Here is a 24655-nt window from a genome sequence, read left to right on the forward strand (position 1 = left end):
GTTGGAGGAATTAGATAATTCTAATATTAATATTATGAAAAATAAATTAAAAGAAGATTTAAAACTATACTTAGTAACCGATAGTGATATCTTAAAAAATAGAGATTTTTATAAGTGTATAGAAGATGCATTAAAAGGTGGAGTAACTATGGTTCAACTAAGAGAGAAAGATGCATCTGGAAAAGAATTTTTAGAAAAAGCGTTAAAGTTAAGAGAATTAACTAAAAAATATAATACCACATTCATTATAAATGATAGAGTAGATATTGCATTGCTTTGTGATGCAGATGGAGTACATGTAGGCCAAAGTGATATAGATGCGAAACATGTAAGAACTTTAATAGGTCCAGATAAGATACTTGGAGTTTCAGCTAGAGATATTGAAGAAGCAAGAGCTGCTTATGAGAATGGTGCTGATTATATAGGTGTAGGAGCTATGTATTCAACATCAACAAAACTTGACGCTAAGTCAGTTTCTTTTGATACAGTAAAAGCTATAAAGGAAAATACTAATATGCCAATAGTTCTTATAGGTGGTATAAATTTAGATAATTTTGAAGAATTGAAAAGTTTAAACTGCGATGGATATGCAATAGTATCAGCCATATTAAAAGCAAATGACATATACTTAGAAACAAAAAAGTGGACAGAAAAAAATTAATCAATAAAAAATAATACTAGCAAAATAAATAGGATATGTAAGATTTTAATCTTCACATATCCTATCTTTATATTAACCTACTACATAGGAGGAATAATATTTTCTAGAGTACTATTTTTTATAAGGAACTTTTTTAGGTGGTATATATTGTTCCTTTGTTTGTCCAGCAGGACCTTGAGTACCAGTATCTCCCTTAGGACCTTGAGGACCCATCGGTCCAGTAGGGCCTTGAGAACCAGTGTCACCTTTAGGGCCTTGAGGACCCATTGGTCCAGTCGGACCAGCAGGGCCTTGAGAGCCAGTATCTCCCTTAGGACCTTTACTTCCTGTACCAGTAGAACCTGCTACGCCAGTATCACCTTGAGGACCCTTAGGGCCAGCAGGACCTTGAGGACCCATAGGACCCATAGGACCAGCAGGGCCTTGAGGACCTACATCACCCTTATCCCCTTTAGGACCTTTAGAGCCGGCTGAACCAGAAGAACCAGCAGGACCTTGAGGACCTATATCACCTTTGTCCCCTTTAGGCCCTTTAGGACCCATTGGTCCAGCAGGACCTTGTGGGCCAGCCACGCCAGCTCCAGAACCAACATTACATAATGGATTTACATAAACTTCTTTTCCTAAATCTACATATTGAATAGATGATAATTTTACATATATAGGCCCCTTACCAGAAGCAGTTTTCCCCATAACTGCACAGTGATTAACTTCACATATTTTTAATCTTAAAATACAGTCACTGTCTTCTAATTTTAATCCTACGACTCTACCTATAGAATGGCATAATAAATTATACATTAGCATATCGCAGCAATCAACTGGATATACGAATATAGGTGGCATAGGTTTTGTCTTTTTGCTAGTAGAGCAAGGTTTCTTATTAGTTTCATGTTTTTCCATACATTTACACTGTTTCAGTTCTTTACATGAACATTCAGTATGGCAAAGATTAGCTTTATTCGTACAGTCTTTATGCATATACAACACTCCATGTTAATTTTTTTTAGTAGATATTCTACATAGTATAGTTATATGATTAAAAGACCAAAAATGGGACATTATATACTACATTAGATTTAGTCAAAGTTCTGCAAAAAAGGATATAATTTATAGTAAGTTAATAGAAGGTCTACCATCTTGCCATAGCTTTTAGTGCCTTCTTTTACTCCATTTGATTTTAAGTATGCATCGTTAAAGTCATTTGAAATCTCATCGATTTTTCCTTCGTATTTTTTCCAAAAGGCCCTATTATTTTCTAAATCCTTTAATACGTCGTCGCTAATAGCTCTAGAAAGTTTTTCGTAAGTTTCATAGTCAACGTTTCTAAAAGCAGATGTTGTATGATTCAATGCTAAGATATATCCAGAGTATTTAAAATCTATATCTGGATGATTTATACTTGCTAAATATGCTATAAAGTTTGCTTCATCCTCACTTGCAAAACCTCTTTGATGGGCCATCTCATGAGTAACTGTTGAGGGTATATATATATCAGGTATTTTGATGTTCACATTTGCTTCTCCTGTCCATGGGAAATAGATACCCGTTATTCCGGTGTAACACATAAGATTTGAAGATATAACATATTTTGGACTTCCGTAACTTCCTGAAACAGATGGAATAATATCTAAAATATTATCGTATCCAAGTTGTGCTCTTGAAATAATTCCTATATAATCTGAATTTCCTTTCATTATTTTATTACTATCTTCACTGACTAGTTTTCTAGTATTGTTTGCATTATCTATTAAATACTTATATAAATTCGCCAGATCTTCTGTTGAGTTATTTGGGATTGATATATTTGTCTTATTAATATCATTATAATTCTCTACTAATGTAGCCTGTAAAGGCATTCTATTGTAGTTTATGCCCCATAATATTACAAAAATAAAATATGCAATAGAAAAAGCACATAATAAATTTAAAATAAAATTCTGAAGAAGGGGCTTTAACTTATTTCTATGAAAGATAGCTATGTAAATAAAATATATTAAAATAGACACTAAGGAAATTACTAAAATATACATTGTAAGTTCATATAGTGAAAATGGTATAATCCCAGTAATTTTGCTCAATACTTGAACTATAACCTTATTGATACTTGTTGAGTAATATTTCTCAACCAAACCAGGAAATTTGGAGCAAATATAATTAATTATTATAGCTATAGGGAATAGTAGGATTGAACGAGCTCTTAATTTCATTAATTTACACCTCCGTAAAAGTTATTATAACAACATTATAGCAATAATAAAAATATTAAGAAATAAATATTATATAGTTCATAAATATGTTATAATGTTACAAAAATAGAAAGGATTAATTATGAAAGCGATTATTATAAAACTTACAAGAGATAACTTCAATTTTAGATTTAAGCAATATGAGGGGATGTTTTTCCATGCTACAATAAATGAAGAAAGTGAAGTTGTAAAATATAAAATAACTAAAGATAAAGAAGGTATGGAATTGAAAGAGTTTGGCAATACACATTTAAAAGAAAATGATATGCTATACATTCCTCAGATAGAAGCGTATATAGACTTAAAAACAATAAAATAATTTAAAACTCTGGGATAATAAATCTCAGAGTTTTTTAATTTATTAGGCTAGAAACATATTATATACGAATAACAAAATAAGCCCAATTAATGCTAATTTAAAAATAAATCCACTTATATATTTGATTATTTTAAAAGAAACTCCAATAACAACAATTAACAATAATATTTTTATAATTAAATTTAAATCCATTTTTCTTGCCTCCCATCAACAATAGTAGTATTATTACTAAAATTTATAGAAAAAATACTATTATTTGTAAGTATATGAATATTTTATCATATTATTGAGATAATTAATTTAATATTAATATAATAGTAAGGTTTCGTACATAAAGATTACCATTACTACATAAGATTTACGTGTATGTAAATACTAGTAATAATAATTACAATATATTTACAAAAGAAGTAATAATTAATTATATTCAAATTTATGTTATATAATGGTTAATAGTAAAAATGTAATAAATAGGGAGTAAATTGATATGAGTTCAAAATTTTCATTTAGAAAAATAAAAGAAATACCAAATGATCCAAAGGTAATCCATGCAAAGGGAGCGCTTTTAGAGAAAATGGGAAAAATAGATCAAGCTATAGAAATCTATAAGCAAGCGGCAATAGAAGGATATGTAAAATCTCAGTACACGTTAGGTAATATTTATAGAAGTAAAAAACAAAATGCGGAAGCAGAAAAATGGTATAGTATGGCATATAAAAATGGATATGAAGATGCTGCTTTTGACATTGGCAATATGTATTTTGAAATTGAAGCCTATGAATATGCATTATATTGGTACGAAAAGATTGCTGTATTAGGTGACATAAAGAGTCAAAACAATTTAGGAGTTACACACTTTTATTTAAAAGATTTTGCAAGAAGTGAAAAATGGCTTAAAGAAGCATGCGATACAAATTTTCCTAAGGCATGTTATAACCTAGGAGTTTTATATAATCATTTAGATAGAAAAGAAGAAGCACTTGAATATTATAAGAAAGGATCTATATTGTTAGATGAAGATGCAAAATATAACTTAGCAGTATTAAGTAAAGATGTTGATGAAAAAAGTGCAATAAGTTTATATAAACAGCTTCATAAAGTTGGGCACATAAAGGGGTGTTACAATATGGGTCTAATGATGGAGATATCTAATAATCTTGAAGAAGCGGAACGTTTTTATATAAAAAGTGCAGATAAAAATGATGTTAAATCTCAATATAGACTAGGATGTATATATGATAATCAAAATCTTAAAGAGGAAGCTATAACATATTATAAAAAGGCAATTGATAATAAACATACTAAATCGCAATATAAATTAGGTAATTTATATAATAAGGAAAATCATATAGAAAGCGCAAAGATGTATTACACAATGGCAGCAGAAAACAATATGTGTGAAGCTAAAAATAATTTAGCTGGTTTATATTTTGAAGAGGAAGATTACGAAAATGCAATAAAGCTTTATGAAGAAGCTATAGCTGATGGTTGTAAGGAATCAATAGAAAATTTAGGTGATTTATATTATAAAAAAAATGATATAGAAAAAGCTATATCATATTATTTGAGAAACTCTGGTAGTTTAACTTGTCAGAGTAAGCTTGGTACTATATATGAAGAGTGTGAAAATATAGATGAAGCGATAATATGGTATGAAAAAGCTGCAGAAAATAATGATGTATATAGTATGTATAAGTTAGGATGTATATATGAAAATAAACATGACTTAGAAAAATCAAAAGAATACTTTATTTCTGCATCAAATAAAAATCTAATAAATGCACGAATTCATTTAGGTAGAATACATTTTAATGAAGGTAGCTATGAAGAAGCAAAAAAAATGTTTGAAGTAGCGGCTAATGAAGATAATATATATTCACAACATATGGTAGCAGTGATACATGATATGTATTATAAAGACTATGATAATTCTAAGTATTGGTACGAAAAGGCAAGGAGCCAAGGGTGTGTTGAATCAATATATAACCTTGGACAAATAAATTTAAAGTTGAATGAAAACTCAGAAGCTGAAAAATACTTTAAAGAAGGAATGAAGTTAGGTAATAAAAAATGTGAGTATATGCTAGCAAATCTTTATTATAAAAAGAGTCTGGATATGTATGAAGTACTAGCCAATGAAAATTATGATGATTGCAAAGAAATAATAAATACTATGCCAAAGATAAATTTAAATTTTGATGAAGTATTAATAGCACCATTTGAATTGCAAGAAGAAGATGAAGAAGAGTATGTACCAATATATATACTAAGTATTGAAGAGGATTTAAACGAAGAATTTGAAGATATTCAAGGGGATATGAAGATTGGAACGATAAAAGAATAATAAATTAGTAATATTTTAAGCTATTCACATATATTATATTTGTGTATAGCTTATTTTTATACACATATATTATTGTTCTAATTATAGGTATTGAGTCATTAAATAATAACATACAAAAAATAATGTCCTTATGGAAGTAAAAGAGTTTATTTAAAAATTAAATAATAAGTGAGGGAGAGAGTAGTATGAGATTTTTACATGTGGGCATTCCAACAAAAGAAATCAAAGGAGAAGAAGTATATTTAAAAGATCTAAAAGTTTATTGTACGAGTCCAGAAAAACATCCTTACAGTGTAGAATATGTTAGATTTGAACCTTATTCTTCACTTCCAGAAATATTGAAAGTTCAACCACATATTGCTTATAAAGTAGATAGCATTGAAGAATCAATTAAAGATGCTGATGAAGTATTAGTTGAACCATTTAGAGTTGGAAACGCTATAATTACATTTGTTATAAAAGATAATTTAATTATTGAGTGTGTCAAATATAAATAAAATATAACAAAGCTATGTTAAATAACATAGCTTTGTTTCATACAAATCATATAAATATATTATTTCAAGTTAATAAGATGATAGAAGAAATAACACATATAGAACATATATACATATTAAAGATATGCTTTCAAATTTGTTGATATCTTTCTCTCGAAGAGCAAATATATAAGTTATTGTTGTAGCAATAATCATAAATATTATATCTAAAAGTAATTCTGAGCTAATAGGCATTGGTGAAGCTAGCGAAGAAACTCCTAAAATAAAAAGAATATTAAAGGTATTAGAGCCAATTACATTTCCTAATGCTATGTCTGATTCACCCCGTGAGGCAGCTATAATTGCAATAATAAATTCTGGAAGAGAAGTTCCTATTGAAATTATTGTTAGTCCAATAAGCTGGCTACTTACCCCCCAGTTATCGGCAATAATAATAGCACTTTCTACAACAATCTGACTACCAATTATTAATCCTATTACACCAATCAAAGAAAGCAGTAAAGCTTTGTTTAAACTTATACATTTTGCAACGCTATCTTGGCTACTACTATAACTATCAACATCTAAAGATAAAGAGACTTCATCTAGCATAAATTTATTTCTTGGTTTTAGTGTAACTTTTAATAAGGAATGAATAAAAACACCAAAAAAAATAACTAATATTATACCATCAGTTCTACTTAATCTGTTTACTAATCCAGGACTAAATACCATATCGCTACATAGTATCAAAATTAGTATTGAAGATAGTATCAGAAAAGGAAACTCTTTATAAATAGCGGCTTTTTCCATATATAAAGTTTTTATAAATCCTGCCATACCTATGACAATAAGTAAATTGAATATATTAGAACCGATAACAGTACCAAACGCTAAATCATTTTGGGATTTTAACGAGGCAGTAACACTAACAGCAAGTTCTGGTGCACTAGTGCAAAATGCAACTACAGTAAAACCAATTATAAGAGCCGGAATCTTTAGATATTCAGCCATAAATGAAGCGCCGTCTACAACATAGTCAGCACTTTTTATTAATAATCCAAAGCCTAGCAACAACAACATAAATTCCATATTATTCCCCCACCAGTGTTATGTAAAATGATAAAAAACCTTCAAAGCAAATAAATTATATTTGAATTGAAGGCTATGAATTTTTTGTATATAAACCTTATATGATAAAAATACTTAAATTATAATAGCTTATTTCTAGACATGAAGAAAGTTACTATTAAACATATAAAAGAAGTAATAAGCATAATTATCCAAAAACCATTATAATGACTTTCTAAAGGTATCCCACCAACGTTCATACCAAAGAATCCTGAAATTATAGTTGGTATAGTTGTAATTAAAGTAACAGACGTCAAGAACTGCATAACATTATTTTGGTTATTACTAACGATAGCACTAAATGCATCCATGATTCTACTTAATATATCTCCATAAATAGTGGCCATCTCAAGAGCCTGCCTATTTTCAACGATTACGTCCTCCAATAAATCCTCATCATCTGAGTATTTTTTTATTGTAGTTGTTCTAACTAGTTTACTTAATACTAATTCATTGGCTTTTAATGACGTAGAAAAATAAACTAGTGATTTTTCAAGTTCTAGAAGTTGAATTAGTTCCTTATTTTTCATAGACTTGTAGATTTCTCTTTCTATAACTGTAGTCATTCTATTTATTCTTCTTAGGTAATGTAAGTAATACGATGCATTTTTGTGAAGAATTTGTAAAATGAAGCGTGTCTTTTTAAAAGTATAAAAATCCTTTATATGTCCAACTATAAAGTCATTTAATATTTTTGTTTGAGCTGTACATACTGTTAATATTGCATTATCCATTACTATAATACCTAGAGGTATTGTAGTATAATGAGTAGCGTTTGAATCACTATCATCTACAGGAATATCTATAAGTATAAGGGTATGATTGTATTCTACTTCTATTCTTGAACGTTCCTCTTCGTCTAGTGCTGATTTTATACTTTCAACGTCCAAATTTAAAAGTTCTGATATTTCATTAATTTCACTTTGATTTGGTTCAATAAGATTTATCCAGCAGCCAGTTTCAAAAGAACTAAGTTTCTCTAATTTAGAATCAATAGTCTTATAATATCTTATCATGGCACACATCCTTTATTCAGTTTTATATAAATCTCATCATTTAATATTATCTATAAAATAACTAATTTATATAATCAAATAAAGGAATTAGTTTATTTATTTTAGATAATGATAAATGATGGCGCGAGTTTTTTTGTCCGGCAAGGGACTATGATCCATCTCTAATCACTCTCCTATTTTTTTTAAAGATTAATTACTCTTATATAATTTATCATTTTTAGAACATAGTTTCAATAGATTTTTAAAAAAGTATAAATACTATATAACTATAGTATAGCACGAAGTAAAGATCTATAATATAATTAAGGAAATAATTGTTAATAAGGGGGATACTATGCGATATAGAGAGTTTGGAAAATGTAAGGAAAAATTGTCTATTTTGGGCTTTGGATGTATGAGATTTCCAGAAAAAGATGGAAAAATAGATGAAGTAAAAGCAACAGAAATGTTAAGACATGCAATAGATAATGGGGTAAATTATGTTGATACAGCGTACATATACCATAAAGGGGAAAGTGAATCATTTGTGGGTAAGGCGTTAAAAGATGGATATAGAGAAAAAATAAACCTAGCTACAAAGCTTCCAACTTGGTTAATAAAAAGTAGAGAAGATATGGATAAATATCTAAGTGAGCAGTTAGGAAGATTAGATACTGAATATATAGACTATTATTTGATACACGCTTTAAATAAAGAGACTTATTATATGGTAAGAGAACTTGGTTTATTTGATTTTATAAATAAAATAAAAGAAGAGAAGAAGGTAAGATATGTAGGGTTCTCTTTTCATGATACATTAGAAGTATTCAAAGAGATAATTGATGATTTTGATTGGGACTTTACTCAAATACAATATAATTATTTAGATGAAAATTATCAAGCAGGTACAGAAGGATTAGAGTATGCTGCTTCTAAAAATCTAGGTGTAATAATAATGGAACCTTTAAGAGGAGGAGCTTTAGTAAATAATCTATCAAAAGAAATTAAAGCTATAATTGAAGAAGCTCCAACAAATAAAAATGCAGCAGGTTGGGCATTTAAGTTTTTATATGATAGAAAAGAGATTGGTGTAGTACTAAGTGGAATGTCATCTATGGATCATGTAATTGATAACTTAAAAATAGCTGATGAAGAAGGTACACAAAACTCTATGACTAATGAAGAAAAAGAGATTATTAGTAAACTTAAAGATAAATTTAAATCTAAGATTAAGGTTAATTGTACTGGATGTAAGTATTGCCTACCTTGCCCAAAGGGAGTAAGTATTCCAACATGCTTTGAGTTACTAAATAATGCTTCCATGTTTGACGCAGTTGAAAAAATTTATAATACACAATACAGTTCACTAGTAAAAAGTGATAATGATGCATCATTATGCGTACAGTGTGGAATATGCGAAACAAAGTGTCCTCAAAATATAGAAATTAGAGAAATGCTTAAAGTAGTAAACAATACATTTAATTCAAAATAAATAAGTATATAAAGAGCCAGCATAATAATGCTGGCTTATTATATTTAAGTAAGGAAATAAGGAAGAGTAAACTCAATTATTTATAAAAATATTAAGGTTTAGAAATGCTCCTAGACAATCTGAATTTTTACAATAATCAACTATATCATAATGGACGTTATTACTATCTAATATAGATATAGCTATATTTCCAAGTATTGCATGTGTAACACTGTTTGGACTGCCATCTATATCGGTAGCTATTTTAATTAACTCTGGCTCACTAAAATTGACTAATGATCCACTTAAAGCTTTAACGCAGTCATACGTTTTATCTTCCCAGTCATTGCTTTTAAAATATTATTTTTTTATAGTATGAGATTAAGGTGTTTAAGTCAATAATTTTTTTATAACTCATTTTATAAAATTAACTATTATGGATTTTGTAACTAATTTTAACTAGTTTAAAATGGAAAAGTCTTGTATGATTATATAAAGTAATTTTAAAATATTTTTTGTTTAAAAATATAAAAAACTAAGGGAAAAAATAATGGTATTAATATATAATTTTATGAAATATATTCTTAAATTACTATAATTATTCAAATAAAATTCATAAAGAGTTCATATAAGATGGATATAATAAAAGAAAAGGAGGTATTAAAAACATGGCAATTTTATTAATTACAGCAGCGTTAGTACTAGTTATGTACGGACTAACTGTTTTATCATATATATCAGAAAACCACATATTAGAAGACATGGTAGAAAATAATTAATTTTATATAGACGTGAAAATTATGAGATGGATTATCGCTCCGAGATTTATATATAAGTTCTATGTCATGCAGACCCAAAAGCGGTCTGCAAATGACATGTGAACTTACATATAAATCCCTGCGCTGGATCCATCTCATAATTTTTTTGCTATAAAAAATAGGGAAGAGCAGGAGTAATAAAAAAGAGTTGCAAAAATGATAAATCATTTTTACAACTCTTTTGTTTAAAGAGAATTAATTCTCTAATATTTATTATTTAGATGCTTGTCTTGACTTGTTGTATCTTAATCTATCATGCTCGTTTAAGAATCTTTTTCTTAATCTTATAGCATCTGGAGTTATTTCAACTAATTCATCATCTTCTATAAATTCTAAAGCTTCTTCTAGAGTGAATGTTCTAGCAGCTTGTAATTTAACAGCATCATCAGTACCAGAAGCACGAACGTTAGTTAACTTCTTGTTTTTACATGGGTTAACTGTCATGTCGTCTTTTCTTGAGTTCATACCGATTATCATACCTTCGTATACATTAACAGCAGGTTCAACGAACATTTGAGCTCTTTCACTTAAAGCACTAAGTGCATAAGCCATAGTTGTTCCAGAACCTTGAGCTACTAAAACTCCGTTTGTTCTTCCTGGTATTTCACCTTTGTGCTCTTCGTATCTTTCGAATGATCTAACTAATGAACCTTCTCCACGAGTATCGTTTATGAATTCAGATCTGTATCCAAGTAATCCTCTTGTTGGAGCGATGAATGTTATTTTAACATAATCACCTTCTATTTCCATAGCTTCCATCATTGCTTTTCTTAAGTTTAGTTTGTTTATAACAGTTCCTGAGTAAACTTCTGGACAGTTAACTATAACTCTTTCCATTGGTTCCATTAGTTTACCTTCTTCTTTTATGAATAAAACTTCAGGCTTAGAAACACCTATTTCATATCCTTCACGTCTCATGTTTTCAAGAAGTATAGATAAGTGAAGCTCTCCACGTCCTGATACTCTGTATCCATCAGTAGTATCCATTGGCTCAACCTTTAGCCCAACGTTAACTTCTAATTCTTTATCTAGTCTGTCTTTTAAGTGTCTTGTAGTAACGAATTTACCACTCTTACCGCAGAATGGAGAATCATTAACTAAGAAGTTCATAGATAATGTAGGTTCTTCTATGTGTATAAGTTCCATTGGTAATGGATTATTAGCTTCACAAATAGTTTCACCTATAGATATATCTGATATACCAGCTACAACAACTATATCACCTGCGTATGCTTCATCTTTTTCTACTTGGTTTAATCCTTCATAAACTGTAAGTTTAGCTATTCTTCCTTTAGCTACAGAACCATCAGCTTTACATATAGAAACAGTTTCACCATTTTTTACAGTTCCTTTGTAAACTCTACCTATTCCAAGTCTACCTACATAATCATCGTATGCAAGTGCAGAAACTTGTAATTGTAAAGGTTCATCACTATAGTCAGGGTAAGCTTCAACGTGTTCCGTAACAGTTTCAAATAATGGAGCTAAACTTTCGCTTTCATCTTCCATTTCTTTCTTAGCTATACCTTGCTTAGCTATTCCGTATATTATAGGGAATTCACATTGCTCGTCAGTTGCATTTAAGTCAACAAATAAGTCGAAAACTTCATCAACAACTTCTTCAGCTCTTTGGTCTTGTTTATCTATTTTGTTTATGAATAGTATCGGTCTAAGTCCAGCTTCTAAAGATTTTTGTAAAACGAATCTTGTTTGAGGCATTGGCCCTTCACTAGCATCTACTAGTAATATAACTGTATCAACAGTTTTTATAACACGTTCAACCTCAGAAGAGAAGTCACTATGTCCTGGTGTATCAACTATGTTTATTTTGTAATCCTTGTAGTTGATAGAACAGTTTTTTGAATATATTGTTATACCTCTTTCTGCTTCAAGGTCGTTACTATCCATTACACAGTCTTTTACTACTTCGTTATCTCTGAATGTACCAGATTGATGTAAAAAAGCATCAACTAATGTTGATTTCCCAGCATCGACGTGGGCAATAACTGCAATATTTATGATTTTATTTTTTGATGACATTATCAAATTTCCTTTCTATTTTAAAATAACTTATTAAGTATATCACAGTATATATGTGTATACAAGATACTATTAGTTAAAATCACAACTATTAATTATTAGAATGTGACAATAATATTTTGTGCAAAATAAATAAGTTTAAAGTCGATTGATGGTGTGATGAGAATACTATATAATATTAATAGAAGGGAAAATGTTTTATTCAGGGGGCGTAAGGGGTGTTAACGAAAAAAACAACAAATGTAATATCTTTTAGAAGAAGAAAATTAGAAAAAAAATACAGAGCATTAATAAAAAATAAAAAATATATTTTTTTATTTGTGGGAATACCAATTTTATTAAGTACTGTGCTCAGTATTGACAAGTATTTTGTTGTCACAAGCTTAGAAAGTAAAGGCATGGAATATAATCCATATGTTTACATTAATACTGATTATATTGCAAATGAAACCCAAGATAATCAGTATGTGGATATTAAAGAATATTATAGACATAAACAAAAAGTTGAAGATTTTTTTGAAGAAAAGAAAGAATCCATTTGTAAATATTAAAGTAATTTTGTTTAGATATTATTCATGTGGGTATAATTTTAATATCAAAAATATCTAGGAGGACAAAATTATGATTAGAGTATGCCCACATTGCTCAAATGTTGATGTAAATAAATTAAAAGAAACTTTTGGAGCTGAAAATATAAAAACAGGATGTATAGGTGCCTGTAGAGCATTTTCAAAAGAAGCAGTTGCAAAAGTTGATGGAGATTTAATTATAAAACAAAGTGAAGAAGATTTAATAGCTGAATTAAAAAAATAATAGATAAGACTTAAAGCCATAATCTAGGTATAGATTGTGGCTTTTTTACATATAAGGTGTTTTTAAGGACTAATTATATATATTAATAAAAAAAATAAATAAAATAAAAAACGATTTTCGGCTTTTTTATAAATGAGAAAAATGTTGTATTTTGCTTATGATAATAATAAGTAAATTAAATCTAAAAAAAACTATAAAAACATTAAATTGTTAAATTATTTCATGATTTGATAAAAATAACCATTTATATCATAATATATGTAGCATGGGATTAATTGGGGGAAAAAGGGGTGACTTTAAAATGAATTTAAAAGCATTAGTAAGTAAAGATTTAAGAAAAAAAATAGAACCAGAGGTGTTAACCAGGCATATTACTAGTTTGTGCTACATTACTAGCAATAAGTATTGCCAATAGTCCAATTAAGGAAGTTTATAATTATATTTTTAGTGATATTAAAATAATTGGCAAGTTTAACTTACATACAATTGTTAATGATTTTTTAATGGCAATATTTTTCTTAGTTGTAGGATGTGAGATAAAGCATGAAATACTTTATGGAAACTTATCATCAATGAAAAAGGCGGGATTTCCTGTTATAGCAGCTTGTGGAGGCGTTGCTGTACCAGCGCTAATATACTTATTTTTTAATTATAATACTAACTTTGTAAATGGTATTGGAGTGCCGATATCAACGGATATTGCATTTGCTATTGGAATATTTATGATATTAAAAAATAAGTTAAATCCGAGTCTTAAAATATTCTTACTATCATTAGCAGTAGTTGATGATCTTATATCGATTTTAGTAATAGGTATTGCTTATTCATCACATATTAATGTATCAGGAGTTATGGGAACAATGGTAATGATGTGTATTTTGGTTTATATGAACAAAATCCTTAAAATAACGAAAATATTACCATATATAATGATGGGTTTAATACTATGGTATTTTGTTTATACAAGTGAAATACACTCAACTATTAGTGGTGTATTATTGGCTATGGTAATGCCTTCTAAAAAAAATGATAATAAAGAGTCTTTGGTTGAAGAGGTTCAGAATAAATTAACGCCATTATGCAATTATTTTATTTTACCATTATTTGCATTTTCAAATACAGCTATTACATTAGGCATGGATCTAAACTATAATGATATGGGTACATTAATGATGGGTATAATATTTGGGCTAGTAATAGGGAAGCCATTAGGAATTATGTTATTTAGCTACGTAGGTGTAAAGCTACATTTAGTAGAGAAACCTAAAAATACAAGCTGGAGTTCATTACTTCAAGTTGCTATACTTGCAGGTGTAGGATTTACAATGTCAATATTTGTATCTGAAATTGCATTTTCATATAATCATAATATTGTAGATGCAGCGAAAATGTCCATTTTACTTGCTGCAATCTTATCGGCAGGACTTACATATATGTCAATTTCATTAAAGCCTATTTTAAGTAGAGATTTTATTTTATCTCATATAAGGCTTGGTAAATAGAAGAAAGGACAACCTTAAAAAATTAAGGATGTCCTTTTTTTATTTGATAATAATTTTATTTATTCATGCTAAATTCACAATAAAGAGATAAAATAGTAATATGAAAGAGAAATAATAAATGTTTAGGATAAGAATGGAGATGATAAAATGCCAAAATCTATATTGGTCGTAGAAGATGATGTTAATATACAAGAATTGATTGTAGAGTTCTTAGGAGCAGAAGGTTATAACGTAGATTCTGCTAATGATGGTTTAGAAGGAATACAAAAATTCAAGCAAGGAAATTATGATCTTGTAATGCTAGATATAATGATGCCAAACTTAGATGGATATTCAGTGTGCAAGATGATAAGACAACAATCAGATACTCCCATAATATTTTTAAGTGCATTAAATGAAGAGTCAAATCAAGTTAAAGGTTTTGAGTTAGAATGTGATGATTACATAACTAAACCATTTTCTTTTAATTTACTAATTAAGAGAGTAGAAGCAGTGCTAAGAAGAAGTAAAGATAGTCATAATGACAATAGCTTGTCATTTGAAAAATTAAAGTTAGACTTAAATACATATACAGCTCAAATAGAAGACGAGGTAATCGAATTAACTTTAAAGGAATTTAATATTTTAAAAATGCTTATAGAAAAATTCCCTCAAGTAATAACAAGAGAGCAGTTATTAGATAGCATATGGGGATATGATTATTATGGTGATACTAGGATAGTTGATGCACACATAAAAAATATCAGAAAGAAGATGCAATTGCCATATATTAAAACGGTTAAAGGGATAGGATATAGCCTTGAAAAAGATATTTAATAAGTGGGAACATGTAAATATAAGATATAAGTTATTTTCAATAACTTCAGCCTTATTAATTGGACTTGCTATTGCAATATATTTAGTCTTATATTTTTTATTACCTTCATATTATCATAGTTATAAAACTAAAAATCTTCAAGGTGCGATATATGGATTAGTCGAAACTGCAAAACATAATGATTTAGATTATCTAAAACAAGAACTTAAATATATTTCTAGAGAGCAAAACCTTGGGATTTCATTAAGAGATCCTAGTGGTAGAATTGTATATGGTAAGAATGAAATTATTTTACTTACTTACACCAAAAACAGACTTGAAGAAAATGCAGAGGAATATGCTACAACTGTTTTTATAAGAACAAATGAAAGTGATCAACCATATAAGTTAAGTGTAGTTATGCCTCTACAACCAATAGATGAGGCAAATGAAGTAATAAGAAACTTAATGCCGTTTATTATATTGTTATCTTTAGGTATAGCAATACTGGGGGCATATATTTATTCAAAGGTTATTACTAAGCCACTTATAGATATTATTGAAAGTGAAAGAGAAGAAGAAAACAGACGTAAGGACTTTGTAGCAACAATTTCTCATGAACTTAAGACACCAATAACAATAATCAGTGGGCAATTAGAAGGTATGATATATAATGTTGGAAAATATAAAGATAGAGATACATATCTACAAAAGTCATATGAATCTACTCAAGAGCTAAAGGATTTAGTCAATGAGATGATGGAAATGTCAAAAGCCGATATACTTGAAACTAAGCTAAAGCTTAGTAATTTTGATATAAGTGAACTTTTAATTAAACTTGTTGAGAGACAAACATTTTTAATTGAAGATAGAAAATTAAAAACAGAAATAACTATTGAAGAAAATATAATAATAAGAGCAGATGAAGAAAAAATCACCAAAGCTATAAATAATATAATAAACAATGCGATAAAATACTCGCCAGAAGGTGGGACTTTGATAGTTAGATTATATAAAGATAAAAATATAAAAAAAGCTTGGAGACATAGTCAGCGGAAGATTCGATTAGAAGTTGAAAACACTGGTACAAAAATAGAAAAGAAATACCTTGATGAAATTTTTAATCCTTTTTTCAGAGTTGAGAAATCTCGTTCAAGAAAAACTGGAGGAAGTGGCTTAGGATTATATATAGTAAGTAAAATACTAAAGAGTCATGGTTATGAATATTCTTTACGAAATAAGTCAAAGTCAGTAATATTTACAATTATTTTGTAAAAAAATATAATTTCAATGATTGTTCATAAAAAACTCACACTAAATTCACATTGAAGTATTATTATATAAGTATAGAAAAACAAGCTAATAATTCGTAAGATAATACAATACCCGAAAAGCTGATAATCTCCCCCTCACATCCTCCAAAGAGATTATCAGCCCCTTAGGCCCATAAATTTAATTTATGGGCTTTTTTTTATTATTTGCCAGATAATCAACTATATATCCCATTATTATTATACCGGGAATATCTATAAGTAGTCTAACAAATGTAAACTTGTAACCAAGAGCACCTATTTCAAAAAGTAGTGTAGATAACTTTGTTACACACCAGGCGTTCATGAATATTATTATATTTGAAAATTTTACTCCCTTTTTTAAAAGAACTGCTGTGAAAGGAAAAGCAGCATACATAGGACCAGCAGCCAATGATGCTATTAATATAGATAATAAAATACCGACAATTCCAGAATTATCTCCCATGTATTTCATCATCGACTCTCTAGAAACCCATACATCTAAAAGGCCGAGCATTAACATAATAGGTGGTAAAACTGATAGCATTTGTAAAAAGCTTGACTTTGTGCTATTAAATGCGCCAATGCCAAGATTCTTATTAAAAATAAAAATAGCGATCAAAACAAATATACAAATTAATGAGTACTTATATCTTTTTAGAAAATATTTAAGATTCATTTATAAAAACACCATCCCCATAATGAAAGCAACAATTATAGAAAATAAAAAAGCTATAAAATTTCTAAAGAATGCAGCTCTTTTTCCTATATACTTTGCCTCTAAACTAAATGTCAAAACACCTACTAAAGTAAGAGTAGATACTAATGCAGAAACCTGAGCATATCCAGCGCCACTTTTTAATAATGTATCAGCAGTAGAAAAGGCAACAAAGGTAGGCATCATTGTAATTGAACCAATTATTGCAGAAAATAATGTACCTAAAAATCCAGAATCTTCTCCTATTATTAGTGAAATAGTATTAGTATCAAGAATAGATAATATTATACCTACGATTATAATAATAGAAATAAATTGTGGCATAATATTTTCAATAGATTTATATGCAATTACTAATGCTTTTTTTGTTTTGTTTTTGTCTTTTTTTAATGAGAATAAAAACAATATTACAGCAACACCATAAAGAATATACGAAGTCATAATTATCCCTCCTAGTTATATTTAATAATATGAAAGAATCAGTAAATTAGTTAATGTATAATAATAAACTAAATATAGGAACTAGTTGGATAAATAATATTAGTTTTTTGGGGGAAAATAATAAAAACATATTTAGGAGGTTTTTATTATGTCTAAATTAACTAATGATTTTAATAATATGAAAAATGATTTACAACAAGGAATAAACAAAGTTGGACATGCTATTAAGCACACTGCCACTGATTTAAAATCTGATGCTCAAGGTGCATTACACAATATGAATAATATGAAGGATAATTTAGTAGACAAGTATGACGATAATGCATTTGGTAAGAAAATAGAAAAACAAGTGAAAAAAATAAAAAAATAGTTTGATTGAATATACTATATTTAAAACACCTAGTTTTTACTAGGTGTTTTTTTCTGTAGCTTATGTATTTAATACTGTAACTTATGTAAAATATTGGTAATATTATATGCTATTATATATAATTGTACTAGAAATATAAAAGTGGAGAAGAATTAATCATGACGAATATTGCAATATGTGATAATGAAATTATTATAGTAAATAAAACAAAAAAACTATTAGAGGAATACGGAAGTTATAAAATAAATATATTAACTTTCACATCTGGAGAAGATCTAATAAATAGTAGTATAAATTTTGATATTATTTTTTTAGATATAGATATGGAAGGTCTAAGTGGGATAGATACAGCAAAAAAAATAAGGGCGTATGATAAAAAAGTTAAAATAATTTATATTACTAATTACACTGACTATACATATGAGGCATTTGGTGTTCATGCTTTTGCTTATTTAATAAAGCCTATAAAAAGTAATGAATTATATAAACAATTAGATGAAGCCCTTTCATATACAGTAGAAGAAAATGATGAGATACTTGAATTTATCACAACAGAAGGTGTAGTTAGGGTTAAGTTAAATGATATATTTTATTTTGAGTATCAATCTAGAAAAATTATTATGAAGACAAGAGATAAATCTTATACATTAAACAAGAAAATATCTGAAGTGGTAAAAGAAATGGAGGATTATGGTTTTGAGATACCTCATAAAAGTTTCTGTATAAATTTATACAATGTTAAGTCTGTAAAGGGCTATGATATTTATATGATGGATGGAAGTATTTTACCTTTATCTCAGAAAAAATCTAGTTGCTTTAGAGACAGTCTGAATATTTATCTTAGCAATCGAATGGATAAACAAAGAGGGAGAAATAGATGATAGATCTTTATTTTATTGCATTTTTATTGTTCCCTATTATGGGAAATATGTTTTTAATATATACATTTTTTGATTTTATGAGAAGATTGGATAGAAATATATATGGAAAAAAAGTATATTATTGGGTTGCATTTATATTATTCTTTTTAATATCTACACTATTGTCATTTATGGGTAATATAGTTACAAATATTTTAAGCTTAGTGGTAGGAATATTATTAATAGGACATTTTCTTTTCAATAATTCTAAAATATATTTAATATATTATTTTATATTTTCAGTTAGCTTTTTATTATTTGATATTATAGCCCAGAATGCATTTTTAATAATAGTATCTTTACTGAAAATAAGCTTTAAAGATATGTACTATAAGCAAATCTTTGCAGTTGTGGTTGTAAGATTTATTGAATACATATTTGTTAAAATATTTACTAAGTTAATAAATAGAAAAAAAGTCGAAAAAGTTACATTATCACAATTTATTGGTTTTTTAATAATACCAACAATTAGTATAATATATATTTACACACTGGTAATGTATTTACAGTTGTATTCTGGATTTTTTGAGGTAGTATTATTCATCATTAATATATTTTTAACTATAGGTTTAAATATATATACAACCTATATTTTCGAGACTATATCGAAAAATAATGTACTGCAAAATGAAATTAATTTATTTCAGCAACAAACAGAGTTGCAGTACAAATACTATGATAATTTAGAAAAAAAATATGAAGAGTCTAGAAAGATAATTCACGATATTAGAAATCATTTACAAACCGTAGAAAGCTTGTATTGTGTTGGTGATAAAGAAACAGGAAAAAAGTATACAGAGGATATTCATAGGATGTTAAATGAATTGAATCAAAAGTATTACACTAGAAATAGAGTCCTTAATATTATTTTAAATGATAAGTTTAATAAAATAAAAAATACACATATAGATTTAAAATATAATACTGGTGATGTAGGTTTAGAATTTGTTAGAGATATTGATATTACAACAATATTCTCTAATCTTTTGGATAATGCTATAGAAGCTGCATATGATGTTAAAGAAAGTAGCTATATTAAATTAGATATAAATAAGTTTAATGACTTCATAGTAATAAACATAATAAACTCAACAAAGAGTAAGCCAATAAAAAAAGGTAAGACATTTAAATCAACAAAGAAAGACCATCAGGGGCTAGGCATTGGAAATATTATAAGAACTTTAGAAAATTATGAAGCATCTATGGTTATAGACTATACTGATAATGAATTTAGAGTAAATATTCTTATTCCTACTTAAAAATAGTTTTGGTTATTGGGGAGGGAAGTATGGTTTCCGAGAAGGTTATATTTGCTTTGTAATTTAGCGTATTAATATGTTTTTTAGCACCAATTTCTAGTTTTATATATTTTGATAAATCCAAAAATAAAACTGTAAAGCTTTTTTTATATGTATGTTTATATTCTTTGCTTCATAAATGTTAATAAGAATACCAATACTAACATATGTATTGCCGACTGCATCATGGTATATTAAACTAACATTCAATCCTTATTTATATGAATTATTATTGGGATTATAGGAGTTGAAGCATATATAGCTATATGTACATTATTATTAGGGATATTTATATTTAAATCTAAAAAATTATTAGATAAAAAGGATGGGGAGTTATTATGAAGAAATTTAAATTACTATCAATGGTACTTTTAATAGGTGGGATGATAGTAGGATGTAGCAGTTCAAAATTAAGTGATGTTTATGATGAAGAAGAAGTAAAAACAAGTGGAGTAGGAGTAATTGAATTATTAAATGAAGAAAACTATGATGGATTAGAAGCAAAAATGTCTGAAAAACTTAAATCAGCTGCTTCGATAGAAGAGCTAAAAAAAGTTTGGCAACCAATAAAAGAAACTGTAGGAGAATTTGAAAAAATTAAAAAAGAAACTGTAGTAGGAAATGAAGGTTTAGCAACTATAGCCCTAATGGCTAAATACAAAAATGGAAATGTAACATTTACAATTACATTTAATGAAAATCTTGAGCTAGAAGGATTATATATGAAATAAAAGATCAAAATATAATAAGCATAAACGCAAAAGACTAGAGTAATATCTAGTCTTTTTTTACACATTATGGTATTACAATGCTCGCAATATATGCATAACTCATGTAATCAAGTGAGATGAATTTTTAATTTGAAAATCTATTTCTTTAATATATTAATATAGCTATACTTATAGTAAGTAATATTGTATTAAAGTATGGGGGATGGGAATATGAGTCTAATTGAAGCACAAGTAAAAAAATATTATGAAAATTATGATGAGGACAAAAGATTAATAAAAGATAAGTCGCATAGTATTGAATTTATAACAACAACATCATATATAGACAAATACATACTAGACAAAAACAAAATGTTAGAGGTTGGAGCAGGAACAGGAAGATATTCTTTTTATTATTTAGAAAAAGGATTTGATGTTACAGCTTTTGAACTTTCAGAAAAGCATATAGAAATAATGAAAGATAAAAGTAATGAAATAAAAAAGGGTATAGATATTCAACAAGGCAATGCTTTAGACTTAAGTAGATTTAAAAACAACAAATATGAAACCGTATTATGTTTAGGACCCATGTATCATTTAACATCAGAAAATGACAGAATAAAGTGTATAGATGAATGTTTAAGAGTATTAAAACCAGGCGGAATAATAGCTGTTGCATATATAAGTAAATTTGCTCATTTTATAGATATGATAAGAAGAAATAAAGATGATATTAATGATAATGGACTTTTTGAGACATTAGAAACAGGGATAGAGTATGTAGATAACAAAGAATGTTTTTACTTTTCATCATACGATGAAATAGAAGAACTAATGATAAATAATAATGTTGAAAAATTAAGTCATATTGGAACTGATGGAATATCAGATATGCTTAGATCAAATGTAAATGATTTTAGTGATGATGAATTCCAATTATGGATGAAATATCACTTTAGTACATGTGAAAATAAAAGATTAGTAGGCTATAGCAAGCATTGTTTATTTATTGGAAGGAAAAAGTAAATATTATATGTTTAATAGATTGTGAAATTGTATGGGTACAATATACGTTTTTAAAGAAGTTATTGATAGAAACTACCAAACAATCACTTTTTTTAGTATTATAATTGTATGATATAAAATCAAGCAGACATCATAAGTATAAGCGTACAGTTAAAATAGAGGGAGTGGTTGAGATGGAAAATGTAAATAATATTAGTCATACTAAGACTAAAAATATGGTTATGTGTGGATTATTAGCTGCCATTATATGTTTAACAACTGCATATATTTTTCACATACCTTTAGGTGGGAATAATGGTTATGTTCATGTTGGAGATGCATTTATATATTTAGCAGCAGCAATATTACCAACACCATATGCAATAGCTTGTGCAGTAATAGGAGCAGGTCTTGCAGACATTGTAACAGGAGCAGCAATATGGTTTATACCAACTGTAATTATAAAATCTATATTAGTTTTATGCATTTCTTCAAAAGATGAAAAAATAATAAATACTAGAAATGTACTTGGAGCTGCAGTTGCTGGAACTTTAGGTGTAGTTCTATATATGGTAGCAGAAGGAATTATATTTGGAAGCTTTACTAGTGCCTTTGTACTTTCTTTACTAGGATTAGTTCAGCCAATAGGAAGCTTAGTAGTTTTTATAATATTAGGACTAGCATTTGACAAAATTAATATGAAAAAGCGCGTTTAATCATATAAATAAATATAAAATATAGAATAAAAGAGAGCCTAAAATAGTATTATTTAATAAGTAATACTATTTTTTTTATATAAATTTAAATATTAAAAGGTTTTAGGGGGTGTTGTTGTGCAAGCTAGTAAACAAAATATGACTACTATGCAGAAACTATTTCCCATTATGACAAATAAGAATTTAGACATGAAGAAAGAAATGTTAGCAGGTCTTACTACGTTCTTAACTATGGCATACATTATAGCGGTAAATCCAAACATATTATCAGCTACAGGGATGCCAGTAGGGGCACTAGTTACAGGTACCTGTCTTGCAGCAGCTTTTGGCTGTATATTAATGGGTATTATAGCAAATTTACCATTTGCTATGGCTCCTGGTATGGGACTTAATGCTTTTTTTGCTTTTTCAGTTGTTCTAGGAATGGGTGTCTCTTGGCAAGTAGCTTTAACAGCAGTTTTTGTAGAAGGGATAATCTTTATTTTACTGACGTTATTTAAGGTACGTGAAGCAGTTGTTAACTCAATACCAGTTAATATGAAATTAGCTGTAACTGGTGGGATAGGAATATTTATAGCATTTATAGGAATGGTAGGATGTGGATTAGTAGCTCCAAATGAATCTACATTAGTTATGCTGGGTGAGTTTTCTCCAACGGTAATAATATGTTTAATTGGTTTATTGATTATTGCAGTTCTTGATAAAAAAGGTGTAAAAGGTTCAATATTATTTGGAATAGTAATAAGTTCACTTATGGCTTGGGGATATGCTCTAATAAATCCAGAAACAGCACAAAGCTTAGGTATATATTTACCAAGCGGTGTGTTTAAGTTTGAGAGCATAGCACCAATTGCAGGAAAGATAGATTTAGGGTATGTTTTCCATCCAGATAACATAGGTACATTTTTAGTAGTTGTATGTACATTCTTATTCGTAGACTTTTTTGACACAGTTGGAACATTAGTAGGTGTATGTTCAAAAGCAAATATGTTAGATGAAAATGGTAATGTTCCAAATGTTGGTAGAGCATTGTTAGCAGACGCTTGTGCTACTACAGTAGGTTCATGTTTAGGTGTTTCTACAGTTACTACTTATGTTGAAAGTTCAACAGGTGTTGTATCTGGAGGAAGAACAGGATGGACAGCTATAACTGCAGGAGTATTATTCTTAATAGCAATGTTTTTCTCTCCTATATTTATTTCAATACCATCATGTGCTACTGCTCCGGCGTTAATATATGTTGGATACTTAATGCTAGGCGCTGTTAAGGAAATTAATTTTGATAATATTACTGAAGGTGTACCAGCGTTTATTACTATAGTAGGTATGGCACTTACTTATAGTATAGGTGATGGTTTAACTCTTGGTATATTGACTTATGTATTAATTAACGTATTATATAATATATTGGGAGCTAAGAAAGCCGAAGATAAGCAAAAAGTTTCAGTCGTCATGATTGTATTGGCAATTTTATTTGCAATTAAGTTGATGCTATTATAAATTAGTTAGATATACTTCACTAGTAATATGTAATGTATTACTGGTGATTTTTTTGCAAATATTGCAAAAT

Annotated in this window: 25 protein-coding genes; 17 read left to right on the plus strand and 8 right to left on the minus strand. The window is 28.1% G+C overall.

Annotated elements, in window-relative coordinates; translation table 11 throughout:
- The first annotated feature begins 1 nt into the window (after nt 1).
- Nucleotides 2-661 (plus strand): thiamine phosphate synthase, encoded by a 660-nt coding sequence (thiE, locus tag ACI48P_RS06360; RefSeq protein WP_475214644.1) that lies wholly within the window; start codon nt 2-4, stop codon nt 659-661.
- A gap of 111 nt (nt 662-772) precedes the next feature.
- On the opposite strand, the gene ACI48P_RS06365 is transcribed toward thiE, so the two are convergent.
- Both ACI48P_RS06365 and ACI48P_RS06370 read right to left on the minus strand, forming a co-directional pair.
- Nucleotides 773-1642: a hypothetical protein gene (locus ACI48P_RS06365; RefSeq protein ID WP_475214645.1), complete on the minus strand. Its 870-nt coding sequence runs from the start codon at nt 1640-1642 to the stop codon at nt 773-775.
- 98 nt (nt 1643-1740) lie between these two features.
- Nucleotides 1741-2871, minus strand: a complete 1131-nt coding sequence (locus tag ACI48P_RS06370; RefSeq protein ID WP_475214646.1) for a DUF3810 domain-containing protein — start codon at nt 2869-2871, stop codon at nt 1741-1743.
- Between the two features lie 130 nt (nt 2872-3001).
- On the opposite strand from ACI48P_RS06370, the gene ACI48P_RS06375 reads away from it, so the two are divergent.
- Nucleotides 3002-3229: a hypothetical protein gene (locus ACI48P_RS06375; protein ID WP_475215028.1), complete on the plus strand. Its 228-nt coding sequence runs from the start codon at nt 3002-3004 to the stop codon at nt 3227-3229.
- A 42-nt stretch (nt 3230-3271) separates the two neighbouring features.
- Here ACI48P_RS06375 and ACI48P_RS06380 read toward each other — a convergent pair whose 3' ends face one another.
- Nucleotides 3272-3421 carry a hypothetical protein gene (locus ACI48P_RS06380; RefSeq protein WP_475214647.1) on the minus strand — a complete coding sequence of 50 codons (150 nt, stop codon included), beginning with the start codon at nt 3419-3421 and terminating at the stop codon, nt 3272-3274.
- A 295-nt stretch (nt 3422-3716) separates the two neighbouring features.
- Between ACI48P_RS06380 and ACI48P_RS06385 the strand changes: the two genes are divergently transcribed.
- Nucleotides 3717-5573, plus strand: a complete 1857-nt coding sequence (locus tag ACI48P_RS06385) for a tetratricopeptide repeat protein (RefSeq protein ID WP_475214648.1) — start codon at nt 3717-3719, stop codon at nt 5571-5573.
- Between the two features lie 185 nt (nt 5574-5758).
- A complete protein-coding gene (locus ACI48P_RS06390; RefSeq protein ID WP_475214649.1) occupies nt 5759-6070 on the plus strand; it encodes a hypothetical protein in 312 nt (103 codons plus the stop codon).
- 69 nt (nt 6071-6139) lie between these two features.
- Here ACI48P_RS06390 and ACI48P_RS06395 read toward each other — a convergent pair whose 3' ends face one another.
- A complete protein-coding gene (locus tag ACI48P_RS06395) occupies nt 6140-7132 on the minus strand; it encodes a calcium/sodium antiporter (RefSeq protein ID WP_475214650.1) in 993 nt (330 codons plus the stop codon).
- A gap of 128 nt (nt 7133-7260) precedes the next feature.
- Entirely contained in the window at nt 7261-8196 is a 936-nt protein-coding gene (locus tag ACI48P_RS06400) for a magnesium transporter CorA family protein (protein ID WP_475214651.1), read from the minus strand.
- Nucleotides 8197-8530: 334 nt separating this feature from the next.
- Here ACI48P_RS06400 and ACI48P_RS06405 point away from each other — a divergent pair, with 334 nt between their 5' ends.
- Nucleotides 8531-9667 (plus strand): aldo/keto reductase, encoded by a 1137-nt coding sequence (locus ACI48P_RS06405; RefSeq protein ID WP_475214652.1) that lies wholly within the window; start codon nt 8531-8533, stop codon nt 9665-9667.
- Nucleotides 9668-10677: 1010 nt separating this feature from the next.
- Here ACI48P_RS06405 and typA read toward each other — a convergent pair.
- Nucleotides 10678-12504 (minus strand): translational GTPase TypA, encoded by a 1827-nt coding sequence (gene typA / locus ACI48P_RS06410; protein WP_475214653.1) that lies wholly within the window; start codon nt 12502-12504, stop codon nt 10678-10680.
- Nucleotides 12505-12722: 218 nt separating this feature from the next.
- On the opposite strand from typA, the gene ACI48P_RS06415 reads away from it, so the two are divergent.
- From ACI48P_RS06415 to ACI48P_RS06435, 5 genes are all read left to right on the plus strand, one after another.
- Complete coding sequence (locus tag ACI48P_RS06415) at nt 12723-13055, plus strand: hypothetical protein (RefSeq protein ID WP_475214654.1); 333 nt, start codon at nt 12723-12725, stop codon at nt 13053-13055.
- Nucleotides 13056-13125: 70 nt separating this feature from the next.
- Entirely contained in the window at nt 13126-13317 is a 192-nt protein-coding gene (locus tag ACI48P_RS06420) for a DUF1450 domain-containing protein (protein ID WP_475214655.1), read from the plus strand.
- Nucleotides 13318-13736: 419 nt separating this feature from the next.
- Nucleotides 13737-14819, plus strand: a complete 1083-nt coding sequence (gene nhaA / locus ACI48P_RS06425; protein ID WP_475215029.1) for a Na+/H+ antiporter NhaA — start codon at nt 13737-13739, stop codon at nt 14817-14819.
- A gap of 147 nt (nt 14820-14966) precedes the next feature.
- Nucleotides 14967-15635 (plus strand): response regulator transcription factor, encoded by a 669-nt coding sequence (locus tag ACI48P_RS06430; protein ID WP_475214656.1) that lies wholly within the window; start codon nt 14967-14969, stop codon nt 15633-15635.
- A complete protein-coding gene (locus ACI48P_RS06435; RefSeq protein ID WP_475214657.1) occupies nt 15619-16890 on the plus strand; it encodes a sensor histidine kinase in 1272 nt (423 codons plus the stop codon). The genes ACI48P_RS06430 and ACI48P_RS06435 overlap by 17 nt, the downstream gene beginning before the upstream one ends.
- A 177-nt stretch (nt 16891-17067) precedes the next feature.
- On the opposite strand, the gene ACI48P_RS06440 is transcribed toward ACI48P_RS06435, so the two are convergent.
- Both ACI48P_RS06440 and ACI48P_RS06445 read right to left on the minus strand, forming a co-directional pair.
- A complete protein-coding gene (locus ACI48P_RS06440; RefSeq protein ID WP_475214658.1) occupies nt 17068-17586 on the minus strand; it encodes a permease in 519 nt (172 codons plus the stop codon).
- Nucleotides 17587-18066, minus strand: coding sequence for a permease (locus tag ACI48P_RS06445; protein ID WP_475214659.1), 480 nt, complete (start codon nt 18064-18066; stop codon nt 17587-17589). It lies immediately after the preceding gene.
- Between the two features lie 148 nt (nt 18067-18214).
- Between ACI48P_RS06445 and ACI48P_RS06450 the strand changes: the two genes are divergently transcribed.
- From ACI48P_RS06450 to ACI48P_RS06480, 7 genes are all read left to right on the plus strand, one after another.
- Nucleotides 18215-18436, plus strand: coding sequence for a hypothetical protein (locus tag ACI48P_RS06450; RefSeq protein ID WP_475214660.1), 222 nt, complete (start codon nt 18215-18217; stop codon nt 18434-18436).
- Nucleotides 18437-18594: 158 nt separating this feature from the next.
- Complete coding sequence (locus tag ACI48P_RS06455) at nt 18595-19317, plus strand: LytR/AlgR family response regulator transcription factor (RefSeq protein ID WP_475214661.1); 723 nt, start codon at nt 18595-18597, stop codon at nt 19315-19317.
- Complete coding sequence (locus ACI48P_RS06460) at nt 19314-20615, plus strand: sensor histidine kinase (RefSeq protein ID WP_475214662.1); 1302 nt, start codon at nt 19314-19316, stop codon at nt 20613-20615. Before ACI48P_RS06455 ends, ACI48P_RS06460 begins: the two co-directional genes overlap by 4 nt.
- Nucleotides 20616-20992: 377 nt before the next feature.
- A complete protein-coding gene (locus tag ACI48P_RS06465; RefSeq protein WP_475214663.1) occupies nt 20993-21385 on the plus strand; it encodes a DUF3887 domain-containing protein in 393 nt (130 codons plus the stop codon).
- Between the two features lie 210 nt (nt 21386-21595).
- The gene (locus ACI48P_RS06470) at nt 21596-22390 is read left to right on the plus strand and encodes a class I SAM-dependent methyltransferase (protein ID WP_475214664.1); all 795 of its coding nucleotides are present in this window, start codon (nt 21596-21598) and stop codon (nt 22388-22390) included.
- Nucleotides 22391-22563: 173 nt separating this feature from the next.
- Complete coding sequence (locus tag ACI48P_RS06475; RefSeq protein WP_475214665.1) at nt 22564-23085, plus strand: TIGR04002 family protein; 522 nt, start codon at nt 22564-22566, stop codon at nt 23083-23085.
- A gap of 147 nt (nt 23086-23232) precedes the next feature.
- Nucleotides 23233-24585, plus strand: coding sequence for an NCS2 family permease (locus ACI48P_RS06480; protein WP_475215030.1), 1353 nt, complete (start codon nt 23233-23235; stop codon nt 24583-24585).
- Nucleotides 24586-24655 lie beyond the last annotated feature (70 nt).

The sequence above is a fragment of the Romboutsia sp. LXY-2 genome, assembly GCF_056171995.1.